The sequence below is a fragment of the Methanoregula sp. genome (assembly GCF_052325125.1).
Lineage (GTDB): Archaea > Halobacteriota > Methanomicrobia > Methanomicrobiales > Methanospirillaceae > Methanoregula.
This window is the reverse complement of record NZ_JBKQWO010000046.1, coordinates 21,555-40,726: the sequence shown is the minus strand read 5'-3', so window position 1 is coordinate 40,726 and position 19,172 is coordinate 21,555. Positions and strand designations below refer to the sequence as shown.

At 52.7% G+C, this 19,172-nt stretch carries 21 protein-coding genes; 11 read left to right on the top strand and 10 right to left on the bottom strand.

Features of this window, described 5'->3' with window-relative positions:
- Positions 1-20 precede the first annotated feature (20 nt).
- Positions 21-158, bottom strand: a complete 138-nt coding sequence (locus tag ACLQMU_RS10315) for a hypothetical protein (protein ID WP_422148625.1) — start codon at positions 156-158, stop codon at positions 21-23.
- A gap of 186 nt (positions 159-344) precedes the next feature.
- Here ACLQMU_RS10315 and ACLQMU_RS10310 point away from each other — a divergent pair, with 186 nt between their 5' ends.
- Positions 345-653 (top strand): hypothetical protein, encoded by a 309-nt coding sequence (locus ACLQMU_RS10310; protein WP_422148628.1) that lies wholly within the window; start codon positions 345-347, stop codon positions 651-653.
- 180 nt (positions 654-833) lie between these two features.
- On the opposite strand, the gene ACLQMU_RS10305 is transcribed toward ACLQMU_RS10310, so the two are convergent.
- Positions 834-1,025 (bottom strand): hypothetical protein, encoded by a 192-nt coding sequence (locus ACLQMU_RS10305; RefSeq protein WP_422148624.1) that lies wholly within the window; start codon positions 1,023-1,025, stop codon positions 834-836.
- A gap of 142 nt (positions 1,026-1,167) precedes the next feature.
- Between ACLQMU_RS10305 and ACLQMU_RS10300 the strand changes: the two genes are divergently transcribed.
- Complete coding sequence (locus ACLQMU_RS10300; RefSeq protein ID WP_422148623.1) at positions 1,168-1,314, top strand: hypothetical protein; 147 nt, start codon at positions 1,168-1,170, stop codon at positions 1,312-1,314.
- Positions 1,315-1,498: 184 nt separating this feature from the next.
- Here the strand turns inward: ACLQMU_RS10300 and ACLQMU_RS10295 are convergent, their stop codons facing one another.
- Entirely contained in the window at positions 1,499-2,638 is a 1,140-nt protein-coding gene (locus tag ACLQMU_RS10295) for a DDE-type integrase/transposase/recombinase (RefSeq protein WP_422148622.1), read from the bottom strand.
- A gap of 345 nt (positions 2,639-2,983) precedes the next feature.
- Here ACLQMU_RS10295 and ACLQMU_RS10290 point away from each other — a divergent pair, with 345 nt between their 5' ends.
- A complete protein-coding gene (locus ACLQMU_RS10290) occupies positions 2,984-3,406 on the top strand; it encodes a hypothetical protein (RefSeq protein ID WP_422148621.1) in 423 nt (140 codons plus the stop codon).
- A gap of 824 nt (positions 3,407-4,230) precedes the next feature.
- Here the strand turns inward: ACLQMU_RS10290 and ACLQMU_RS10285 are convergent.
- The 3 genes from ACLQMU_RS10285 to ACLQMU_RS10275 all read right to left on the bottom strand — a co-directional run bounded on the left by ACLQMU_RS10285 (position 4,231) and on the right by ACLQMU_RS10275 (position 8,286).
- Positions 4,231-4,806, bottom strand: coding sequence for a hypothetical protein (locus ACLQMU_RS10285; RefSeq protein ID WP_424039631.1), 576 nt, complete (start codon positions 4,804-4,806; stop codon positions 4,231-4,233).
- Between the two features lie 131 nt (positions 4,807-4,937).
- Positions 4,938-5,126 carry a hypothetical protein gene (locus tag ACLQMU_RS10280; protein WP_422148618.1) on the bottom strand — a complete coding sequence of 63 codons (189 nt, stop codon included), beginning with the start codon at positions 5,124-5,126 and terminating at the stop codon, positions 4,938-4,940.
- Positions 5,127-5,868: 742 nt separating this feature from the next.
- The gene (locus tag ACLQMU_RS10275; RefSeq protein WP_424039629.1) at positions 5,869-8,286 is read right to left on the bottom strand and encodes a CDC48 family AAA ATPase; all 2,418 of its coding nucleotides are present in this window, start codon (positions 8,284-8,286) and stop codon (positions 5,869-5,871) included.
- 217 nt (positions 8,287-8,503) lie between these two features.
- Between ACLQMU_RS10275 and thiC the strand changes: the two genes are divergently transcribed.
- From thiC to ACLQMU_RS10240, 7 genes are all read left to right on the top strand, one after another.
- Positions 8,504-9,781 carry a phosphomethylpyrimidine synthase ThiC gene (thiC, locus tag ACLQMU_RS10270; protein ID WP_422148616.1) on the top strand — a complete coding sequence of 426 codons (1,278 nt, stop codon included), beginning with the start codon at positions 8,504-8,506 and terminating at the stop codon, positions 9,779-9,781.
- A gap of 504 nt (positions 9,782-10,285) precedes the next feature.
- On the top strand, positions 10,286-10,879 hold the full coding sequence (locus ACLQMU_RS10265; RefSeq protein ID WP_424039085.1) for a 5-formyltetrahydrofolate cyclo-ligase: 594 nt from the start codon (positions 10,286-10,288) through the stop codon (positions 10,877-10,879).
- A gap of 12 nt (positions 10,880-10,891) precedes the next feature.
- On the top strand, positions 10,892-11,704 hold the full coding sequence (locus ACLQMU_RS10260) for an anaerobic ribonucleoside-triphosphate reductase activating protein (protein WP_422148614.1): 813 nt from the start codon (positions 10,892-10,894) through the stop codon (positions 11,702-11,704).
- Positions 11,701-12,249 (top strand): dephospho-CoA kinase, encoded by a 549-nt coding sequence (locus tag ACLQMU_RS10255; protein WP_422148613.1) that lies wholly within the window; start codon positions 11,701-11,703, stop codon positions 12,247-12,249. Before ACLQMU_RS10260 ends, ACLQMU_RS10255 begins: the two co-directional genes overlap by 4 nt.
- Entirely contained in the window at positions 12,246-13,019 is a 774-nt protein-coding gene (locus ACLQMU_RS10250) for a sugar phosphate isomerase/epimerase family protein (RefSeq protein WP_422148612.1), read from the top strand. Before ACLQMU_RS10255 ends, ACLQMU_RS10250 begins: the two co-directional genes overlap by 4 nt.
- Complete coding sequence (rnz, locus tag ACLQMU_RS10245; RefSeq protein ID WP_422148611.1) at positions 13,016-13,954, top strand: ribonuclease Z; 939 nt, start codon at positions 13,016-13,018, stop codon at positions 13,952-13,954. The genes ACLQMU_RS10250 and rnz overlap by 4 nt, the downstream gene beginning before the upstream one ends.
- A 442-nt stretch (positions 13,955-14,396) precedes the next feature.
- Positions 14,397-15,065 carry a hypothetical protein gene (locus ACLQMU_RS10240; RefSeq protein WP_422148610.1) on the top strand — a complete coding sequence of 223 codons (669 nt, stop codon included), beginning with the start codon at positions 14,397-14,399 and terminating at the stop codon, positions 15,063-15,065.
- 42 nt (positions 15,066-15,107) lie between these two features.
- Here ACLQMU_RS10240 and ACLQMU_RS10235 read toward each other — a convergent pair whose 3' ends face one another.
- From ACLQMU_RS10235 to ACLQMU_RS10225, 3 genes are all read right to left on the bottom strand, one after another.
- Entirely contained in the window at positions 15,108-15,296 is a 189-nt protein-coding gene (locus ACLQMU_RS10235; protein WP_422148609.1) for a hypothetical protein, read from the bottom strand.
- Between the two features lie 30 nt (positions 15,297-15,326).
- Positions 15,327-15,578 carry a DUF7123 family protein gene (locus ACLQMU_RS10230; protein WP_422148608.1) on the bottom strand — a complete coding sequence of 84 codons (252 nt, stop codon included), beginning with the start codon at positions 15,576-15,578 and terminating at the stop codon, positions 15,327-15,329.
- 225 nt (positions 15,579-15,803) lie between these two features.
- Positions 15,804-17,645, bottom strand: coding sequence for a DHH family phosphoesterase (locus ACLQMU_RS10225; RefSeq protein ID WP_422148607.1), 1,842 nt, complete (start codon positions 17,643-17,645; stop codon positions 15,804-15,806).
- A gap of 397 nt (positions 17,646-18,042) precedes the next feature.
- Here ACLQMU_RS10225 and ACLQMU_RS10220 point away from each other — a divergent pair, with 397 nt between their 5' ends.
- On the top strand, positions 18,043-18,309 hold the full coding sequence (locus tag ACLQMU_RS10220; protein WP_443673693.1) for a hypothetical protein: 267 nt from the start codon (positions 18,043-18,045) through the stop codon (positions 18,307-18,309).
- 18 nt (positions 18,310-18,327) lie between these two features.
- Here the strand turns inward: ACLQMU_RS10220 and ACLQMU_RS10215 are convergent, their stop codons facing one another.
- Positions 18,328-19,137 (bottom strand): CheR family methyltransferase, encoded by an 810-nt coding sequence (locus tag ACLQMU_RS10215; protein ID WP_443673692.1) that lies wholly within the window; start codon positions 19,135-19,137, stop codon positions 18,328-18,330.
- Positions 19,138-19,172 lie beyond the last annotated feature (35 nt).

Here is a 19,172-nt window from a genome sequence, read left to right as displayed (position 1 = left end):
CGGGGGTGAGCCCGAGCCCGTCAGGCGAAGCGGGCACCCTCGCCGGACAGGTTCACCTTGTCTATCACCTGCCAGGGCGGGATCGCAATGTTTCGCCCACCCTCCTCGTTGCTCATTGCTTTCCTGACGGTCAGTTTTACGCCTTTGAAATCTGTCATAATCGTGAATCTCCTTTGGAAGATTAACCATTAGTTAGTCTTGTCTAGTATATAAAAGGTCTGTTGGGGGGTTCTGTCAAGTCTGCGGGGGGTAAGGCATTACCCAAAGTGCTGTCAAAAGTCGGGGGTATAAACGGCTGAGGTACTATATACCTCTAAAAATAGATCCAAGAGTTAGTGATAAGAATGGCTAAAAATATTATGGGCGGTTTAATCGTTATCTTTGGACTTGTTGTATTATTGGCGGTGTTCCTTATACATTATCCCATAACTCCGTTTAGTTCTACTGCAAATAGCGGTCAATCAACTAATGCCCCAATTCAAACCTTCGCAACACCGCTCCAAAATATTACGGATATAACAGCATCTACTGAATCTGATAATAATTCGGGATATCTCATTATCGGCGCAATGTTGGCATTTATCGTTCTCATAGCCGCCCTAATTGGGTATAGTGTATATCGAGAGCGAGAAAATCAAGGCGGACGTCAATAAAGACCGAAAAATCGAGAGCCGGAAAAAAAGCCGATACAATAAGATACAATCCCCATTAAAAAATACAAAATGCAAAATTCCTTAAAAAGCCTTTTTTGGTATGCTATACACTCTTCAGCGCTTTTTGTAGGACATGGACAAAGAAAAATATGTTTAAATCTTTTAGCGAATGGCAACATGTCAAATCTTTAACTTAATTAAGCCTCTTTTTGCCAGATCTGTGATATTTGGGTTGGTTATGTTAGATTCAACCCAACGCAATGCCAAGTTTCGGATCACTTCCCCCTCAGAACTACCGAAATATGGCATAAACTGTTGGAACAACTCTTTATGGGTTTCTTCTAACCGAATTGAAACAACAGCATCTTTCATTACATATGTTTACTTATGTAAACAATTTATAACTTTCTGTGGGAAATTAGAGTTCTGTTAACTCGAAGAGGTGCGATAGGGGGGTAGTTATCAGAGGAGAATATCTAATTCTTTATGGTCTAAAACAAATAGAACGATTATCATGGATAATATTGACAAAGATATCGAATTAGCACGAATCGGAAAAAGGAGAGAGCCATTACATGATATTATCCTTCATAAGAAAAAGGCAGAAACCAATCTGCCCCCGCTTCCATTAAAACCAAAAAAAAGACCGTCGCAACCATAAGAAGTAAAACCCGTTTTCGATGACGGTCTGTGTTCAATGAGGGTTAGTATAACCGGCAAAGTAACAAGATGCAATAAGAATCCGACAAAGATTTGTCCTGACTGCGGCAAGAGAGTTTGTTACGATCACGAGAATTTTCATAATTGTACTAAAGGTAGGTTCGAGCAATTGCAAAAATAGAGGGTTATTTCGCCTGCGCTGCATTCTGGATCAATGTCATCCACTTGTTTTCCCCGTTAACCACAATCCCGCAGGCTTCCGCCGGGGTCTTACCCTGTAATCCTTCGTGCGGTTTAATGAAGTTATGATAGACCTGCATACCCTTTAAGATCGGCGTGCTCTTCTTTTTCAGGCCGCGCATGGTCTTTTCCCTGTCGCGGATCTCGCCGTTGATTCTTTCCATCTTGTTGTTGTTCTCATTCCACGCATTCCCCGTAAGTTTGATCGCGTTGATGTGTCGGGATTGGGGTTTTGTATTGCTGTAATACTCTTTGTTAAAGGCGGTGCGGTAAGATGGCAGGCCATCCGTAACCAGAACCGCCGGTACTTTGTCCATAAGTTGTTTGCCTTCGTGGAGTAATCCCGCCGCGTCGTGCATGTGCTTTGAATCCGCGACTTCCTGCGCGATCCAGTACCGGGTTTCGTCGTCAATCAGGGCAAAGAGATATTTTAGGTTGCCCTTGACTTTGATCCAGACTTCATCCGCTCTCCACACATCTCCGACATTCGGGCCGATCTTGTCAACGTACCCCTTCATCAGATTTGTGTACTTTTCGATCCAGTTTGCTATTGTCTGGTGGCTGACTTCCGCGCCGAGAAGTTTTAACGAGCGCTGTGTGTTCCGCAGGGATTCCCCGGAGAAGTAAAGCTGCATCGCTGCCGTGATTGCCTTCGGATTGTGTTTCATCTTTTCAAAGCCGATGTTGACGCTGAACTGCTTGCCGCAGTCAAGGCAGATGTACCGCTGAATGTCGGTGTTCTTGTTGTGCCTAATCCCAAACTTCTGAATGTTTGCCGTTCCGCAGGCGGGGCAGTTTGTCAGGACGACCGGATCAAGGGTTACGTTTGCCTTGACCTCTTCACGGAGAGCATATGAGAGTTTAACGGCGATGATGTGTTTGCATTCTACTCCACGGTTTACGTGGTCAGGGCAAGTGCATTTCCATCCAAGATCAGTTTTCTGTACCTGATACGAGCCGTGACCGGACTGCGACATGACACGGTACAGGCCGTTACTGTATCTCCAGATTTGGCCTTTCTTTTCAGTGATCGCCTTTCCGCGTTCCTCGCGGGTTGTGTTCAGTGGTGCAAAGGTTTGGGGCATTTTGTTCACCTTCCTATTTACTCTCTATTTACATATAGAACGGCGAACTATTTAAACCTATTTACATATACAAAGGCAATAGACTATAAATAGAATGGCGGCAGATGCATAACTATGCCAAGAAATGTACGGGCGGATGAATCTGTATTACATCCCGCGACGGCTCAAACCACGTCGTTACGTGTTACTGTTCCTGCGTTTGTTGTCGCCAAACTCGATCTTAAAAAAGGGCATCGGTTCCGATGGTGTATTGAGAGTGAAGGATTGAGGATTGAAGTGATAAAAGAAGACACTATCTAAAACTACCTCATTTATTAATTTAAAACTCCGTATATCCATTTTGATATGGATGGTATTATTGATGATTTGGGATATGGTATTCTCAAACCGATAAAAGATGCATGTGCCTCAATAGTATCAACCATCCTGATATCAACATTTACAGATTTTGCTTATAAATATACAAACCAAGTTTTCGGGCTTTCGTTCAATATGGTAACGTTCACTTTTCTTTTTGTTTTTATATCGTTTTTTGATGACATAATAGGGATAATTGTTTATGATTTTAAAAAGTTATATGAGCCATTCGATGAAGGATTACGATTATTTGGTATACTAATAGGGATGTTCGTTTTTAATGCACCGTTAACCCTCCTTTATTCTGCTGGAGGGGGATCTCTGGGAGTGGCGATAATCTCATGGATTATCTCTTTCGTTGTATTGGTAATCTCCGCCATAGTTCGTTATAGATCTAAGATGGGATGGTGAAATAAAATATAAGAATTGAAATGCCTTGAATTATCAGAAGAGGGAGAATCCCTTGAAATAAAAAATTGTAATATTTTCTTTTAATTACGTTGTTTTTTTTATGCCTAATATAAACACCAACAGCAACAAGCGCGGTTATAAAATCAGCATACCCAAAAATTAAAAGTATAGTTGTCCATCCTTCTACTGTTAAGATCATCTCAACCCCCCCATCAGGTGAGATGGGTGTGATCCCCCGACTTTTGACAGCCTATTTCTCATTTACATACCCCCCCGCAGACTTGACAGAACCTGTTGGGGGGTTCTGTTAACTTGGTGTGGGGTGAAAGCAAGTGTTAACCAGAGTGGGATTGTAGAATATCAATCGTAAATTATATTGGCAGATAAAGGAAAAAAGGTCGATTATGTATGATCCGACTGATGATATAGAAAAGGCAAAAGTCGGGAAAAAAAGAGAGTCGTTGCATGAGGTTATAATCCACAAGAAAAAAGCCGAGACAAATTTACCACCGTTAAAATCTGTTCGGAAAGGATCGCCAAAAAAGAAAAATATTCCGGGCGGTAGGTATTGCAACTATCCGGGGTGTTATTTTTGCAATCAATGCGGTATGAGATTCTGTCAAAAACATCGTCTTGGTGAGAATCACAACTGTACCCCAAATAACATGAAAAAGTGAGGATATACAACCACAATCCCGCACGCCTCAGTCGGGGTCTTGCCGTCAAGTGTTTCGTGTGGCCGTACATAGTTATGATAGATTTGCATCCCCGGCAGAACCTTTGTATTTTTCTTCTTTAATCATCTCCCCGTTTTTTCCTGTTTGTTATGCTGCGATAGAGACATTCTCGACAGTTATGTGATATGTATCGTGCGTTAACGTATACTCGGGTATCAGGAACGTAAATCCCGAAATGCCATAGGGAGAAACCATCACCGTGTCGTAGGCCGTGGCATTTGGTGTATCTGGAAGGGCGAAAGTACCATACAGGTCCACTCTCATAAGGACCTGCAAGGGATACCCTGAAGTTGACTGAATCACGCCTTGTATCGTTATGTTCCCTTTCGTGATCTTTTGACCGGCACTATCCCAGGAAAGCGGAAAAATCTGAACACCGGCACTTTCGATGTATATCGACGAGGTGGCAGGAGCAGGAAGTGGTTTTAACGTCGGTGTGGCAACCGGTTTTGACACGGGCACCACCGCAGGAGCCGTTGTTGGCAGTTGTGCCTGCGGGGTAACATTCCCTGTAACCGGGAGCGGTGCAGGGGTCGTGGGAAGAGCACCCGGGGAAACTGTTGGCTGCACCGTGGTATTTTCCGGGGGCTTTGGGCCAACGCACCCGGCCGCAAGGAGGACAAAGATGATGAGTATCCCCGGAAGGAGCTGGATTTTCTTCATATCAATCATATCCCTAGAGTTCCTTTATGAGGAAACCGATTTTGGCAGGGGCACGGTTCTGGTGCATTGCCGGGACTTTTTTAAGTAAATGTACCAGGAGCGGTGCGTGGCGGGATTTTTGAAAAATGGGATTATTTAGCCGGGGCCGCCATTTCCGGTTTCTTTTTCATTGCCAGTACAATTGCCAGTATAATTGTCAGGATACCGGCAATTATAAGACTGACACCGGTTATATAGAGCGTCATCATGCTCGTAATCCCGCCAATAAGCAGGAAGAGCCCGACCAAAAACCACAATGCAACCATTACCATTTTACTCATTTTCATACCTCCAACTAAACGTGTGGCAGCCCGGAACTTTCACGAGGGAGAAGTTCAAAGGATAAGCTACCAGACACGCATATGGGTAATTCTCCTGATAAAGATATGTTCGATTTTCTCTATTTGAAAAGTCGTGTAAAAGAAAACAACCGACGAGGGGCCCTGATGCGGTGAGTCCTCAATCCTGTTTTCTGAAACCCCGGTTTTCACTTTTCGGTGCGAACTCCCTCATATAAGATCAGTGGGCGGGACCCCCTCATGCACGATCCAGTGACCCCCCGGGGGGTCCCATCACTGCCAACAAAAAAGTGCCGCCCCATTCTTTTTTTTAAGGGGGTAACCCCCATCGCCTCGTCTGGATCGTTCGGCGTGAGATGCCGGATTTTTGTCACATGTACATGTGATAATTGGATATCCATGCGATTATTGCATGCACATGTGACAACTGCATTTCGCGCTTTTGATCCAAACGAACCGGGGGTGGGGGTACCCCTCCCGAAACAAGGACCACAAAATCATAAGAAATCTATATGAATGATCGGACGCACTACAGATGGTGGGAGGGTTCGTGCGCCTCAGGGCCCCTCTCGGGGCACGGCGGGGCAAGGAAGTTTTTAGTATTTTTTTAGTCACTGATCCGCCGCGGGGGCGTCCCTTCGGGGGCGGCGGAACTCCTCATTCATAGGGGTATGGGGGCATCAGCCCCCATTAACCTGTCCAAAACAGTAAAAAGTATAAAAAATTACGCTGCCGGGTTCTTCCGGATAAAGGCTTCAAGCGCCTGCCTGAGTTCGGCAGTGCGCTTCTGGATCGTATCGAAGGATTTTCTCTGCCAGTAGACCAGATCCCTCAGATCATCGGCCTTTTTCACAATTTTACCGTCGACTGCATATTTCCCTTTCAGGTACTCTGCCTGGTTGACAAGGTTGACGGCCTGGTACAGGATATCGCGCTTTCCTTTTGCATACAGGAGATCCCAGGACTTCTGCTCGAATCGCTCGAAATCCGTACCGTCGAGAGTACCTTTGACCTTCTCAAGCGCGGTGTCGAAATGCCGCCGGGTGATTTTTATCGTGTACTCCGGCGTTGTGCTGCATTCACCCGTGGTTTCGTCCCGGGTCAGTTCGTCGATAACGAGCGCCTTTACCTCGCGCACCAGCGCCTCAAGATCTGCCCCGACAAAGAACCGGGTTTTTGCAGCCAGTTCATCGAGGTGTACCTCTGGATCGAGAAGACCTTCCAGATCCTTGAGATAGGTGGCAAGGATCGCCTTCCGTGCCGCTTCGTCAGGCGGGGAGATGTAGAGGTGTTTTTCCAGCCGGCCGGGGCGGAGCAGGGCCGGATCGAGCAGGTCGGGACGGTTGGTCGCCCCGATGACAAACACCTCCTTGAGTTCCTCGACACCGTCCAGTTCGGTTAAAAACTGGGAAAGGACACTCTCCGTGACATGCGTGGAATCATTGACCGTCCCCCTTTTGGGGAAGAGCGCATCGATTTCGTCAAAGAATATGATGCAGGGCGCAGACTGCCGCGCCTTACGGAACGCCTCCCGCACATGCTTCTCGGAATCGCCCACCCCTTTTGAGAGTAGCTCGGGGCCTTTTACCGAGATAAAATTGAGATGGCGCTTGCTTGCGATCCCTTTTGCGAGCAGGGTCTTTCCGGTCCCCGGCGGGCCGAAGAGCAGGATGCCTTTGGGGGGTTTGTAATGTAACTGTTCGAAGATCCGGGGAAAACGCAGCCTCCCCTCGATAATCTTGATAAGGGTGTCCCTGGTCTCGTCAAGGCCCGCGATATCTTCCCACGACACATCCGGGACCTCGATAAGAACCTCCCGCAGGGCACTGGGCTGGACAATTTTTCGTGCAGCGTCAAAATCGGTTTTCGTGAGCTTGAGCTGGTCGATGACTTCGTTGGGGATCTCCTTGTCGATATCGATGAGGGGGATGATCTTCCGGATCGCGTTCATCGCGGCTTCTTTTACGAGGAGCGCGATATCCGCGCCGACAAACCCGAAGGTGGTCTCGGCAAGGGCGGCGATATCCACGTCCTTTGCAAGGGGGACACCCCGGGTATGCACCTGGAAAATTTCAAGCCGGCCTTTCTTGTCGGGAATGCCGATCTCGATCTCCCGGTCGAACCGCCCGCCGCGCCGGAGGGCCGGGTCGATGGAGTTGGGGAGGTTGGTGGCCGCGATCACGATAACCTGCCCCCGGCCGGCAAGGCCGTCCATGAGGGCGAGGAGCTGCGCGACGATTCGGCGTTCAACCTCGCCCTGCACATCTTCGCGTTTCGGGGCGATGGCATCGATCTCGTCAATGAAGACGATGGAGGGCGCGTTCTCTTCCGCATCGTGGAACTTGTCGCGCAGGGCCTTCTCGCTGTCCCCGTAAAACTTGCTCATGATCTCGGGGCCCGAGAGGGTGCTGAAATGGGCGTCGACCTCGTTTGCCACTGCTTTTGCTATCAGGGTCTTTCCCGTGCCCGGCGGGCCGTAGAACAGGACGCCTTTGGGGGGCTTGATCCCCAGTTTCTCGAAGATCTCCGGATGGCGCAGCGGGAGCTCGATCATCTCCCTTACGAGCTGGAGCTCGCGTTCGAGCCCGCCGATATCCTCGTACTGGATCGTGGAGATCTCCCGCTTTCCCTCCTCCGGGTTGAAGGGTTCGTCTTTGAGTTCGATCTCGGTGTCGTCGGAAACGATCGCGATGGCCCGGGGGGAGACCCGGACGATCACAAAGGTCACGGAGTTGCCGATGATATCGACCCGCAGCGTCTGGCCCTCGACCACCGACCGGCCCCGCAGGACCCTGGAGAGATACTGTTCTCCGCCGACCAGCCGTGTCTGCTGGACCGGCTGGACCACGATCTTTGTGGCATATACCGCCTCGGACTTGCGGATCTTCACCTTCTCATCGATGCCGGCATTTGCGTTCGCCCGGATGCTCCCGTCGATTCGCAGGATGGCAAACCCGATATCCTCGGCAAAACCCGGCCAGACAATTGCTGCCGCGTGCCGCTTTCCCACGATCTCGATAACGTCTCCGGAGACGAGGTTCAGTTTCTTCATCGCATCGACACTGAGCCGGGCTATGCCACGACTTGCATCGTTGTGCGCCGCCTCTTTGACTGTTACCTCAAAAAAATCCGTCTCTGCCATCGCGGCCCCGCAGTGCTTCCCACCCCTCTGGTTTGGCGTGGTGACCTATAAAAATACCAGTCTGGGCAGCAGGAGCCGGAAGGACAGGTCTGACCAGCTACCGCAACAACGACTAATTTTTCTAAAAACAACTTTACTTGTTTACATAACAAGCCAGATTTCACCCGTAAATGCAAAACCGAGCCTTTATTTTGTTCTTTTGCGGTACTGTTAAGGTATGAGTATTGTTGCTGATGCCAAGCGTGGCATCGTCACGGATGAGATGAAACTGGTTGCGGCACAGGAAGGAGTCACCGAGGACTTTGTCCGGCGCAGCGTTGCCGAAGGCCACATCGTGATCCCGGTCTCGCCCTACCGCAAGGTGAAGATCTGCGGTATCGGCGAGGGCCTCCGCACCAAGGTAAACGCCTCGATCGGGACCTCCACGGATATCGTCAATATTCCCGAGGAGATTGAGAAAGCACGGCAGGCCGAGCTTGCAGGCGCCGACACCCTCATGGAACTCTCGACCGGCGGGGACTTTACCGAGATCAGGAAACAGGTGATTGCCAATACCGCCCTCTCCGTAGGGAGCGTCCCGCTGTACCAGGCCTTCATCGAGGCGGTGAAAAAGGACGGCGCAGTCATCCACATGAAGGAGGACGACCTCTTCCGGATCACGGCCGAGCAGGCAAAACTCGGCACGAACTTCATGGCGATTCACACCGGCATCAACCGGGAGACCGTAAAGAGGCTCCGCAACCAGGGCCGGCATGCAGGACTTGTCTCAAGAGGCGGGGCATTCATGACCGCATGGATGCTCCATAACGAGAAGGAGAACCCGCTCTACTCCGAGTTCGATTATCTCCTGGAGATCATGAAGGAGCACGAGGTCACGCTCTCGATGGGAAACGGGATGAGAGCGGGAGCCATCCACGACGCAACCGACCGGGCCGGTATCCAGGAGCTGCTCATCAATGCGGAACTCGCGGACAAGGCGCACGCGCAGGACGTGCAGGTGATCGTCGAAGGGCCGGGCCATGTGCCAATTGACGAGATCGCAACAAACGTCCAGTTGATGAAGCGCGTCACCAACAACAAGCCGTTCTACATGCTCGGGCCGATCGTGACCGACATCGCACCGGGCTACGATGACCGGGTCGCGGCCATCGGTGCAGCGATCTCCTCGTCCCTTGGCGCTGATTTCATCTGCTACGTCACCCCTGCCGAACACCTCGCCCTCCCGACTCCCGCAGAAGTGTACGAGGGTGTCATCAGCTCACGCATCGCCGCCCATGTCGGCGACATGGTAAAACTCAAAAAGACACGGGCGGCAGACCTCGAGATGGGTCACGCCCGCCGCGATCTTGACTGGGACCGCCAGTTTGCCGTTGCCATGAACCCGGCCCGGGCAAAGCAGATCCGGGCGGAACGGATGCCAGCCGATACCGACGGCTGCACCATGTGCGGGGATTACTGCGCCCTCAAGATTGTGAGCCGGTATTTCAAGTTCTGATATACCCTGCAAATCTTTTTTTGATACTGTACCGGGGGGAATTCAGGGAGGGGTGCGTATCAGTCCCTCCTCCACCGGCTCTTTCTTCTTATGACCCGTGATCGCGAAATATTCCGGGTACGAAACGCAGGTGGCTGCCGTTTCCTTTCTTAGGGTGCGACAGACGCCGCCGCCCCCGAAAGGGCGTCCCCGCGGCGGATCGGAGACGTGGACCAAGAAAACCAACGGGCCCGGACAGATTCTTGCCCCGCCGGGCCCCGGAGGGGCCCTGATGCGGGATGCCATCGTAATCTGTCGCGGTATTTTTGCCGTTTTTCATAGTTCTGGCAGAAAGAATCGTTTCATGTACTATTTTCCCCGCATTTTCTCATCAGTACCGGGATCTGTCACTCTCCTGCAAGGATGCACCTGTCCTGCCCCCGGCTTTTTCTTTCTCCCACCAGAGGCGCAGGATTATGCATTCCGGTATCCAATAAACACCTGCACAAGCCGGTCGATACCATCATGAAAAAGACCAAGCAGGAGATCCGGGCGGAAGTAAAGCGGCGCCGGCAGGCACTCACCCCGGAAGAGAGGGAGGAGAAAAGCCGGCGTATCTGCGGTGCGCTCCTCGATCTTCTTGACGGTACCGGCCCGGTCATGGCGTACGTTGCAAAACCCCCGGAGGTGGACACGGCAGCGCTCATTGCCGGCCTCCTTGCCCGGGGCACCCGGGTGATCGTCCCCATCATCGAGCGCGAGACCGTCAGCCTCCGGCTCTCGTATCTCGAAGACCCTTCAGTTCTCGTCGAGAGCACCTTCCATGTCCCGGAACCGACAGGCCACGAGATCCCGGCCCGGCCCGATGAGGTGAAGGCAGCGATCATCCCCCTCCTCGCCTTTGACAGCGAGGGCAACCGGCTCGGCTACGGCGCGGGATACTACGACCGGTTCCTCGCCGCACACCCCGGCATGAAAACGATCGGTGTTGCTTTTGCCTGCCAGGAAATGCCGGACCTGCCCGGGGAATCAACCGATATCCAGATGGATATGATCGTGACCGAATCCGGGATCGTCCGTGTCCCCTCCCCCCCCTTTGAGACCACGCATGCTAAATAATCCTGTCTCACAATGATCCCTAACGGTGATGCTATCAGGCTGAACTATGGCGGTTTTATCCCGCTCTCGACCGTGGACTGGCGGGGCCGGTCGGTCTGTACGGTCTTTTTCAGGGGCTGCCCGCTCCGGTGCTCGTACTGCCAGAATGCCGCAATCCTTGCCGGGAAGGATGAGCGGGACACGGACGAAATTATTGCACTCATCGGAGGCACGAAACTGGCGGCAAGCGGCGTTGTATTTTCCGGGGGAGAGCCCACGATGCAGGAGGACGCGCTCCTTCTTCTCGCCCGGGCATCAAAAGGGCTCGGCCTTGCTGTCGGCCTCCAGACAAACGGCATCTTCCCCGATACGGTCGAAGCACTCGTAAAGGAACGGCTCGTGGATAAGATCGCGATAGATTACAAGACGCAGTGGGAGGGCTTCTCCTGCGTGGGGGACGACCGCGGGCCATCCTGTCCGGATTACCGGAAGAATGTCCGGCGATCGATAGAGATCGCGGCAGAAGCGTTCCGGAAAAAGACGCTGCCCGAATTTGAGATCGTAGTAACCGTATTTTATGAGAATGCAAAATACTTACAGGAGATTTCACGCATGTTTTGCGATATCCCGCTCGTCCTCCAGCAGGGGGAGCACAAGATCCCGATGGTCCCTGGCGGGGTCGCAAACGCTTCTGCCTATCTCGCCCGGAAGCAGGACAGCATCGGGCAGTACACTCCCCTCACGCTTGCAGAGATCCAAAAGATAGCCGACGGGCTGAAACGGGATGTCCGGATCCGGACCCGGGAGATCGGCGAGATAGCGTACGACCGGAGGTATCTCCTGTGAACGTGATCGGCGTTGTCGGGCTTCCTGCAAGCGGTAAGGGAGAATTTTCAAAGATAGCGGAGGGGCTGGGGATCCCGGTGGTTGTCATGGGCGATGTGATACGGCACGCCGTAAAAAAGGCCGGCCTTACCCCGACTGATGAGAACCTCGGTGCGATGGCCAACCGGCTCCGCGCCGAGCAGGGCATGGACGCGATCGCCATTCTCTGTGTCGATACCATACGGGAGCGCAATGCCCCGCTTGTCCTTGTCGATGGCATCCGGGGGGACGCGGAAGTCCGGGTCTTCCGGGAGCATTTCCCGGGTTTCCGGCTTATCGCCATCGAGACCTCGTTTGAAAAACGGCTTCTCCGCCTTCGCGAACGCAGGCGCAGCGACGACGTGGGATCTGCTGAAGGATTAGCGACCAGGGACGAGCGCGAGCTGGGCTGGGGTCTTGGAAACGCCCTGGCACTGGCGGATATCAGGATCAACAACGATGGAAGCCTCGAAGAATTTACCGCCCGCGTCACGGACCTGATAAGGAGCATGGAGCGTGAGGCATGACCCTCCGCCCGTACTTCTCCTCATCGGCAAAAGTCTGGGACGACATCCAGTGGGTATACGGTATCGAAGAGGCAGGATACGCGGGTTGGGAGATCGTAGCGGACGGGAACTACCGGCTGGAAAAACCGGACAATCTTGGAAAGATCAAAGAGGTGATCGCAAGTACCCGCCTCGGGATCACGGTGCATGCTCCCTACGGGGATCTCAATCTCGCCACCCTCAACGATCCTATCTGGCGCGAGTCCATCCGGCAGATCGAAGTCTGCATCGAACAGGCCGGGGATCTCACCGACCGGGTCACGATCCATCCCGGGTACCTCTCCCCCGCAGGAAAACTCCTGCCAAAGAAGGTCTGGGAACTCCAGAAAGAGGCCCTGCGCCGGATCGGGAAGTGTGCGGTCGAGCATGGCGTGCTTGCCTGCCTCGAAAACATGATCAGCCAGAAAGAATTTCTCTGCCGGGACGTCGGGGAGCTCATGGGTATGGCCGGGGGCATCGAAGGAATCGGCCTCACGTTCGATTTCGGACACGCACACACGCTTGCGAAAGTCCCCGAATTTCTTGCACAGGTCTCCTCGGCAAACCACATCCATATCCACGACAACCATGGCATTTCCGACGAACACCTTCCGCTCGGCGCCGGTACCATTGACTGGAAGACCGTGGGGAAAACCATTACCGCCCGGTACAGCGGTGTGATCGTTATCGAGGGGCGTTCGGTTGAGGAGGCAAAAAAGAGCCGGGCTGTCTTTTCGGAGTGTTTTGTATGAGCGGCGAGACGCTCCAGGTGTATTTTCTCGGGACGGCCGGGGCGCTCCCGACGCCGGTGCGCAACCCGCCCTGCATCATGATCCGGCGCGGTACGGATACCCTCCTTTTTGACTGCGGGGAAGGGGCACAGCAGCAGATGATGAGGGCACGGTGCGGGTTTACCGTCGACGCCATCTTCGTAACGCACTGGCACGCGGATCACTTCCTTGGGATCTTCGGCCTTGTCCAGACTATGTCGTTCAACGGGCGCACCGGGCCCCTCTCCATCTACGGCCCCGTATGGGTGCACGAGTTTGTCGAGACCATCAAAAAGATCAGCCGGTTCAACCTGAAATTTACCCTTGATTCTGTCGAGCTCTCGGATGGATCATGGGTGCGTTTTGACGGGTATACGGTGACCGGGTTTTCCGTAAGCCACGGCATGCCGGCACTCGGGTACGTGCTTGAAGAGGATCCGCGCCCGGGCCGGTTCGACCGTGAACGCGCAATTGAGCTTGGCGTGCCACCCGGGCCGCTCTTTGGACGGCTCCAGCGCGGCGAGACGATCCGGGTAACAAAAGACGGCCAGGAACGGGAGGTACAACCTTCGGACGTGATGGGAGCACCGCGCCCGGGCCGGAAAATTGTCTATACCGGGGATACGCGCCCGGTGATCCCGGTGCTCATCTCGTACGGAAAGGAACCGGATCTCCTCATCCACGATGCGACCTATGATGAGAGCGAGGCAAAGCGTGCCGCAGAATTCTACCATGCGACCGCCGCGCAGGCCGGGCAGGCAGCAGCAGCAGTCAATGCCCGGACCCTTGCCCTCACGCATATCAGTTCCCGGTATACGGATACCGCAAACCACGCAAACGAGGCAAAATCTGCGTTTGCCGGGACTGTTCTTGTGCCCGAGGATCTGTTCATGCTTGAAGTCACCTACCGGGACTGACCGGTCGTGTTTTCTGGCTCAAAAAAAACAGGTATGATACGATCTCCCCCGTTTCATATCTGAATTATGAACATTGGATGATGTTGAAAATTGTGGAGGGAGACTGCGATTTTATATATCATTGCGAAGACCACCGCCGCCCCCGAAAGGACGCCCCCGCGGCGGATCAGTAAATTATAACCAGGGATAACATCACCCCCTTGACCCGCCGTGCCCTGGAGGGGGGCTGGTGCAGGGGGCTTTCTCTCACCGGGTTTTGCCGAATTTTATCGTCCTGAAGTGAACCGGATCGGTTTATATGCGGTTCTCTGGAACAAAAACAGGGCCTATATCCGTATCTTCACGAGAAGTATGCGGCTTCTTCCGGAAATTAACCCGATGATCGTACGACCAGACATCGTAAAACATCACGGTTTTTATATGCAACACACCAGTAGTACGTGTGAACAAGGGGGATATTTACACACTGGTTGGCGGTTTCGTGGTCATCCTGCTCATTGCTGTGATTGCAAACCCTGGCGCATTTTCAAAAGTTCAGTTACATCCATTTTCCGGGAGCAACCAGACAGCACAGGTAACCAAAGTACCTGCGACCCCGGTTACCGTTGTGACCACGTCGTCACCCACACCCACGCCCACCCAGGTTCCTGAAGTGAACCAGACCCCCCAGCCCCCGGCGGCACCTTACCGCATCACGTATATGAGCAACCCGTTCACGTACCCGGTCATCCACCTGCCTGATCATATGGAGTCCTTTGGTGCCTCTGATGTCCCACTGGCCGGGCCGAGTGTACCGTTCGCGTATATTGAGGAATCGCGGGGAGGTATCACCAAGGTCTTTTCGGTGCCCTACGGGATATGGGCATTGAATATGAGCGTCACCGCGAACCGGCAGCCTCAGTATGCGATGTTCCGCATGGCGCTCTGCGATGCCAGGACCGGGAACATCCTCGAGGGTGCCGAAATACAGAATCCCGGTACGATGTATAAGGTCGTCCGGGTCTCAAGCACGGGGTTGTATATGATCATCAGCATCAATAATGTCGATTCGTTCCGTATCACGCTGGAGACACCACTACCGGTCTATGAAAAAGGCCGTTCCCCGACCTGACATCCACGATGCAATCCTGTCGGCTGGCTACTGCCACCGTCTTTAATCGATTTTTTCCACGGTTACCCGGACGCGGTCACCGGCTTTGAAAAGATGTCCTTTGGAGATGTCAATGTTGAACCAGAGAGCGCCGGGGTCATCCTGGGTCGGATCCTGCGACATCAGGCAATCCTTCTGTTCATTGATGTCAGCGACAAATTCAATGGATGATTCAAATTCGATTTTTGGCATAATAAAAGAAGGCGGGGATGATTAAAAAATTTACAGGGCACGGGGCGTGACCATCCACGTCGTGCTGTTCGAATAGCTCCACCTGATAATGGACAACTCCTTGCACATATCGGCAAGGATCGCCATGTTTGTTCCTACTTCTTTGGGGGATAGGCCCAGATCTTTTGCAATGTACTTGGACTTGAAGTAGTGTTTGCCTTTGGTTATCCCAGAATGGAGATAGGAAACGATTTTGTGCTGGGTTTCATTGTACTTATCACGTATCTTCTTACCTGTTGACATGTTTCGCCTCAGCATTAGGAATGCATATAGATCAGCACCTATATATAAATAACTGATGATACTGGTAAGATTTATGCTTTTTTTGACGATAGCGGCACAAATCTGACAAGAAACTATTTAAATCGGCTGAATTTCTGGCTGATTTTTATCCGGCTGAAATTTTCATTATTTTCCTGATTCCGGCAATGCGATTGCGTTCGACCGGAAAAAGGTATAGCCCCCCTCTCACTGCTGTACCGGTGCCTCGCCGATCTTTTTGATCAGGGCCTCAAGCACCACGTCCCGCATTCCCTCGACAAACTTGATGCTGCCGACTACCAGGTGCCCGCCGCCGGAAATGCCACCGCCGGGGATCTCGTTGTGCAGGTCACGGACCATGCGGGGGATATTCATATGCACCCCCCGCGAGCGCAGCACGGCAAAGTCCGGGCCAAAACCGATCGTGACAACCGGCTTCCCCACATTCTGTTTACAGAGCCGGTCGTGCACTTCACCTGATGTTTTACCGGGAGGCGGAAAGGTGAACTTGTGGGCGTGGATCTCCACATCGATCAAAAAGAGTCGTGCATCGTTTGAGAGTACCCGGGCGACGACATGGGGCATGCACGCGCTCATCTGGTCCTCGATCATGGTATTCGCACCTTCGACCAGCAGATTCACAAGTTTTGTGTGGCGCTCGTGGTTCCCGACCAGATCGAGTATGTCCTTGACAATCTCCCGCCCATCGTTGAACCGGAGCCAGAACTGTTCGTAGTCAAGAGCGAGCGCGATGTCCTTGCAGGCCTGCTCGGGGTACTGGTCGCGCACGAGGGCGAGATAGAGGGCACGCTCGGGCGCTTCGCTCCGGTCGCCGACACCGGCAACTGCCGGCAGGTGCCTGATGACGGGTTCGACCCGGGGGTTGATGAGCCGGGCCACTTCAGTCCCGAGCATCCCTGCTGTGACACCGAAGTCCCCGCCCACATGGTACGGGTTGACATGCCCGACAAGGTACTTGTCGATAGTCGCATCCGGGTGGTGGTGGTCGATAACAACAAACGGGATATCATAGACGCTTGCGATCTTGTAGGATGGTTCGTCTTCCTCGGTGGAGCCGTTGTCGGTAAGGATCACAAGAGGCAGTTTCTGGCCGAACCGGGCATGGTCCTTGAGTGCGAAGTCCAGGTCCCGGGTGATGTCCTCGATTTCGTAGAACGGTGCCTTTGACGGGGCGCGTTTGAAGAGGTAATAATCGGCGTCAAAATCACCACCGGATTCCCGGATGAGCGAGACGACTGCCTGCTCGATGGCGACCGCTGAGCAGATACCATCTGCATCCGCGTGGTGCCGGAGAATAATCGGCTGCGCGGTAAAAACCGCTTTTCTGATGATCTTTGCAACCTTGCGCATCTCGGGCATCAGGCTGTCGAGAACATCGCTTTTCACCAGCGGCTTTATGTTCTCCGGTTCGGCACGGGCCTCAAGTGCTTTTTCGATCCTCAAACGGACGGTTGTCTCCTCATCTCCGGTGAGAGCGGCAACTGCATCGGCTTCGATCTGGAGCTGGTTGTTGCGCATCATCACCTCGCCGATGACTTTCACGATCATATTGAGCTCGACTTCTGGATAGGCCCGGACACCCGCTTCTACGAATGCAGCGACATTCTGGGTGCCGGATTCATCGACGATGGTAAAAATCGTAGGCCCGCTTGTCTGCTTGATCTGGGCGACTTCCCCTTCGATGGCAACGGTCTTTCCCTGCCTGGTGGCGAGGTCGGCAATCCTGACTGTCGTTGAAGTGCGCTCGACCTGCTGGACCTGGTAGACCTGGATCAGTTGTTCTTCAAGATCGATGTTCCCGTTGGGGCGGATCTGCCTGACCCGCACGAGAACACTGTCTTTTTCCTTGTGATCGGCCTTCATGCTGGTCTTGTGCACCAGTCCCTTGATCCGGTCGTTGAGCTGGACAAACATCCCGAATGTTGCAAAACCCTGAACTTTTCCTTGATAGATTTTCCCTTCTTCGACATCGGACAGGTCACAGCCTGCGGCCAGCCGGTAGACGATGGTATCAGTATCTGTATGCATTTTCTTTTCTCCACACGCAAGCGAAACGGACGATATAGTTAGCGGCTTATTTTTGTATTTCGTATCGTTCAGCGTTGTCAAGCACGCGGCAGTGCTGCGTGTACCATGAATGGTTACCTGAAGGTTATGTTAGTTGTCATCTCTCTTATCCGCTGTTAGTAATTCAGCTACCGGTACGGAAAAATGACACAGGAAGGGCTCCGGGAAACAATGATGGACCGATCCGGTGAATACCTGAATTATATGCATTGGAAAAGACCCGCTGAGGGCAGTGAGGGTTCCCCGAGCCGGGGCCCCTCCAGGGCATGACAACGCAAAAAAAAAGTTTTTGTATCGCTTTACCGTCATCGATCCACCGCGGCGCGGGAATACTTTAGTATCTCCATGATGCATATGGATGGATATGGAAGTTCCCGGCCTGCGGATGTGGATAATTTTTTACCTGATCTCCTTTGTTGTTCTCCTCTGGGCGGCGTTTCTTACCGTAAATGGCACGATGCTCTGGGTGAGCCTGATGCTTGTCATAATCGTCGTCGGTGCCAACTTTGTCACGGTCTATAACCAGATAAAACTCCAGACTTCACGAAAAGCCCTCCAGAGCGAGCTGACAAAAGACATCGGAAAAGATTCTAAAAATGAGGCGGACGATCGCCCGGTGCATTAAACCCAAAAGAAAAATGGTTCAGTCTTTTTTCGTATAGATCTTCTGGATTGAATTAATCGGACTGAAAAGCCCTTCCACCTCACGGCCGAGGTATTCGGTTTTACCCATCACATAGATCCCGCCGGGCACGAGCGCCGAATGGAATGTCCGTGCAAGCTCGTCTTTCTGTTTCTCGGTAAAGTAAATGGTTACATTCCGGCAGCTGATCATATCAAGGAACCGGGATACCGGCTGGCCGCTCATGAGGTCGTGGGGGCGAAAACGGATCAGCTCCTGCAGGTGCGGCTTTACCTGGTAATTCCCATCGGGCAGTTTGGTAAAATGACGGTGGATCTGCGTATCGGTAAGTTTTCCCATCGATTTCTCCGGGTAGATCCCATCTTTTGCTTTTTTCAGCACGACCTCGTCGATATCAGTTGCAAAGATCTGGCCGGAGAGCGTCTTGTCGGCGGCCATTAAGTCCGAGAGGATCATGGCAAGGGAATACGGCTCTTCACCCGTTGAGCAGCCGGCGCACCAGATGCGGATGGTCTTTCTGCCGCGGAAAAGTGCGGGCAATACCTCTTTTCTGATAAGATCGTACACGTCTGCGTCACGGAAAAATTCAGTCACGTTGATGGTGAGCGCATTCCTCAGGTTTTCAAGCTCCGGCGGATGCTCATGGAGGTATTTGAGATACTCTTCATACGTGGTCGTGCTTGTCGAACGCATGCGTGAGAGCAGCCGCCGCTTGATATAGTCTTCCTTGTAATTGGAGCACTGGATCCTGAGGGTCTGCTCGATGAACCGTTTCAGGAGGGAAAAACCGTCGTCTTTTGTCGTCGTCATGGAATGCTTCAACTCCCCGCGGACGGTGACGACAG

What these genes read in the sequence shown, in the direction of transcription:
- ACLQMU_RS10250 (WP_422148612.1), top strand. Translation starts at nt 12,246, where the DNA reads ATGACCCTCCGCCCGTACTTCTCCTCATCGGCAAAAGTCTGGGACGAC.
- ACLQMU_RS10315 (WP_422148625.1), bottom strand. Translation starts at nt 158, where the DNA reads ATGACAGATTTCAAAGGCGTAAAACTGACCGTCAGGAAAGCAATGAGC.
- ACLQMU_RS10265 (WP_424039085.1), top strand. Translation starts at nt 10,286, where the DNA reads ATGAAAAAGACCAAGCAGGAGATCCGGGCGGAAGTAAAGCGGCGCCGG.
- ACLQMU_RS10275 (WP_424039629.1), bottom strand. Translation starts at nt 8,286, where the DNA reads ATGGCAGAGACGGATTTTTTTGAGGTAACAGTCAAAGAGGCGGCGCAC.
- thiC (WP_422148616.1), top strand. Translation starts at nt 8,504, where the DNA reads ATGAGTATTGTTGCTGATGCCAAGCGTGGCATCGTCACGGATGAGATG.
- ACLQMU_RS10220 (WP_443673693.1), top strand. Translation starts at nt 18,043, where the DNA reads ATGGATATGGAAGTTCCCGGCCTGCGGATGTGGATAATTTTTTACCTG.
- ACLQMU_RS10290 (WP_422148621.1), top strand. Translation starts at nt 2,984, where the DNA reads ATGGATGGTATTATTGATGATTTGGGATATGGTATTCTCAAACCGATA.
- ACLQMU_RS10310 (WP_422148628.1), top strand. Translation starts at nt 345, where the DNA reads ATGGCTAAAAATATTATGGGCGGTTTAATCGTTATCTTTGGACTTGTT.
- ACLQMU_RS10225 (WP_422148607.1), bottom strand. Translation starts at nt 17,645, where the DNA reads ATGCATACAGATACTGATACCATCGTCTACCGGCTGGCCGCAGGCTGT.
- ACLQMU_RS10305 (WP_422148624.1), bottom strand. Translation starts at nt 1,025, where the DNA reads ATGAAAGATGCTGTTGTTTCAATTCGGTTAGAAGAAACCCATAAAGAG.
- ACLQMU_RS10300 (WP_422148623.1), top strand. Translation starts at nt 1,168, where the DNA reads ATGGATAATATTGACAAAGATATCGAATTAGCACGAATCGGAAAAAGG.
- ACLQMU_RS10230 (WP_422148608.1), bottom strand. Translation starts at nt 15,578, where the DNA reads ATGTCAACAGGTAAGAAGATACGTGATAAGTACAATGAAACCCAGCAC.
- ACLQMU_RS10280 (WP_422148618.1), bottom strand. Translation starts at nt 5,126, where the DNA reads ATGAGTAAAATGGTAATGGTTGCATTGTGGTTTTTGGTCGGGCTCTTC.
- ACLQMU_RS10215 (WP_443673692.1), bottom strand. Translation starts at nt 19,137, where the DNA reads ATGACGACGACAAAAGACGACGGTTTTTCCCTCCTGAAACGGTTCATC.
- ACLQMU_RS10285 (WP_424039631.1), bottom strand. Translation starts at nt 4,806, where the DNA reads ATGAAGAAAATCCAGCTCCTTCCGGGGATACTCATCATCTTTGTCCTC.
- ACLQMU_RS10235 (WP_422148609.1), bottom strand. Translation starts at nt 15,296, where the DNA reads ATGCCAAAAATCGAATTTGAATCATCCATTGAATTTGTCGCTGACATC.
- ACLQMU_RS10295 (WP_422148622.1), bottom strand. Translation starts at nt 2,638, where the DNA reads ATGCCCCAAACCTTTGCACCACTGAACACAACCCGCGAGGAACGCGGA.
- ACLQMU_RS10260 (WP_422148614.1), top strand. Translation starts at nt 10,892, where the DNA reads ATGATCCCTAACGGTGATGCTATCAGGCTGAACTATGGCGGTTTTATC.
- rnz (WP_422148611.1), top strand. Translation starts at nt 13,016, where the DNA reads ATGAGCGGCGAGACGCTCCAGGTGTATTTTCTCGGGACGGCCGGGGCG.